The 2,049-nt window shown below is 42.6% G+C and carries 3 protein-coding genes; 1 reads left to right on the top strand and 2 read right to left on the bottom strand.

The features are described 5' to 3' along the window. On the bottom strand, positions 1 to 285 hold a 285-nt coding region (locus AC3A8L_RS21525), incomplete at its 3' end, for a winged helix-turn-helix domain-containing protein (protein WP_487964330.1). 687 nt (positions 286 to 972) lie between these two features. Between AC3A8L_RS21525 and AC3A8L_RS21520 the strand changes: the two genes are divergently transcribed. Continuing rightward, complete coding sequence (locus AC3A8L_RS21520) at positions 973 to 1,137, top strand: hypothetical protein (RefSeq protein ID WP_487964329.1); 165 nt, start codon at positions 973 to 975, stop codon at positions 1,135 to 1,137. 39 nt (positions 1,138 to 1,176) lie between these two features. Here AC3A8L_RS21520 and AC3A8L_RS21515 read toward each other — a convergent pair whose 3' ends face one another. Then, complete coding sequence (locus tag AC3A8L_RS21515; protein ID WP_487964328.1) at positions 1,177 to 1,680, bottom strand: hypothetical protein; 504 nt, start codon at positions 1,678 to 1,680, stop codon at positions 1,177 to 1,179. Positions 1,681 to 2,049 lie beyond the last annotated feature (369 nt).

Raw genomic sequence — 2,049 nt, 5'->3', positions numbered from 1 at the left:
ACTTTTTAGTGCCGAGGGGTAAACGGCCAAGGCCGCTTTGAGTAGTGCAACCAATTGTTCAGAAAACAGGTAGCGAGGATTCAGCTGGTAATTGCGTACACGACCGATCAGTTCGCTCACAATAACGCCATCTTCTTCCAACTTTGCCAGCTGTTTTTGCATTGGGTTTACCGGCATGCCGTAAAAGCTAGCAATGGCGCGAGCATAACCCTCGCCCCTGACCATCAAATAAACCAGCGCATTCTCCTGCGACTCGGCACGCAGTAGCCCTTTGAGTAAAAACATGTAACGCCCCTCTATACCAACTGTTGTTCAATATATACCATAAGGTGGTATATAAAAACTCCATATTGGTAAGCTTACAAAGAAGCGGTCGTTAGTGCTGGTGATTGAGCATAATTTGAACTAGCGGGACACACACTCTCGATTACCGAGCTCGCCAAAGCCCGCATGACTCCCGTGGCCGCACTTCGCAGCACACATGAGTGTATTAGCCGAATCCACCGTGGGCTTGCACATGGCCAATGTCGAAAAACGCCTGCTGTTTACCCCAGCAAGTGCTCTCATCACGGAAAAGTCGATTTAGGGTTTTGACGATATTCTTGAATATAGCGACAAATCGGAAACCGTAAGAACTATTCTGGATAGCCTAACTGTTTTTTAACTTTTGTAAGTGACAGTCTAGATTTGTAAGTGACAGTCTAGATTTGTAAGTGACAGTCTAGATTTGTAAGTTATAACCTGGATCTGTAAGTGATAATCTGGATTTGTAAGTGACTCTGCGGTTTTGTAAGTGTATTTTGGGTTTTGTAAGTGACTTTTTAAATATGTAAGCGCTTTTCGTGTTTTGTAAGTGCTTTTTTTGGGTTTGGCGGGCGTTACTGAGGGGGTTAAACGCGCTTAGGCGTCTATAGCCAGAACAATAGCATACCCAAAAGCTTTGGCATTATTAATTTGACCGGGTTTAGCACTATGACAATGACACCGATAGGTTACGCCTTCCTAGATGACTTCTACCAGCTAGGGCTGCCAAAGTTTGATACCAGCGTCTACCAAGACAGCAATGCCGAGAACAAACGAGAACATGCACTCCTCAAATCATTCAACACCCAGAATACAAGTCTATCGCTTGAATAGATCAGCATTCTGGGTAACTGTTATCGTCATATTATATAGTTAAAGGCTATCCAATTCCTTTTTACGCTTTTCAAACTTTTTATGTAACTCTGGGTTCGCATCAAGCTCTTTTTTAACCTCATCAAAACTAGCCTTCGGATGTATTGCAATCGCTTTGTGCGCGGATTTCTTATGCTTCTTCGATAATTTTTTATCGGCCAACAAATCCATTCCTGCAGCACTTAAGCCAATAGAAAAAAGACTATCGGCCAGCGAGCCCGCATCGCCAATGTCTTTTGACATCAACCGGAAAGCTGAAAAAGTCGTAAAATATTCTGTTTCAACATTTTTAATACCTGCACTAATCACCCCCATCGCTTGCTCCGCAGTGAGGTGTATCGCACGCCCGGCAACATCCTTTGCAGCTGAAATAGCCACATCAGCAGCTTCCTTACCGATATCCTCCCCCAAAGCAATCCCCTGCTCAGCAACGGAGGTTACTTCATGCGCCGCGTCTGAAACTACAGACCCAACACCTTTTAATACACTACCAAAAAGACCCATAATAATTTTCCTTCACAAAAAAATTTTCGTAATCTAAGGTTCCGCTATATACCTAATGGCTTTATCGCATAAACAATACCGTTAAAAGCCATTCCGTCAATTAAAGTTAGGCTTCACATTCAACTTAACAGAACCACCCGGAATTCAAGTATTGTCCATTTTAAAACTTATGTTATTACACAATATTACATCGAAACAGAAAAACTCAGAACTCAGAACTCAATCTTAATCAAAAAATTACGTAACTATTCAACCATGCACAAATAGGCCGGCAAACTAATAATTTTCTGGGCCGCTAGGCTTACAGGGATATACGTTATTAGGGTAATGCAGGAAATAAGATGGACCCACCCACTTCGTGCCATGATT

This window comes from Marinagarivorans sp., from assembly GCF_982758155.1.
This window is presented reverse-complemented; position numbering and strand designations above follow the sequence as displayed.

Excerpts from the sequence above, each read along its gene's own strand:
- AC3A8L_RS21520 (WP_487964329.1), top strand. The coding sequence starts at position 973 with ATGACAATGACACCGATAGGTTACGCCTTCCTAGATGACTTCTACCAG.
- AC3A8L_RS21515 (WP_487964328.1), bottom strand. The coding sequence starts at position 1,680 with ATGGGTCTTTTTGGTAGTGTATTAAAAGGTGTTGGGTCTGTAGTTTCA.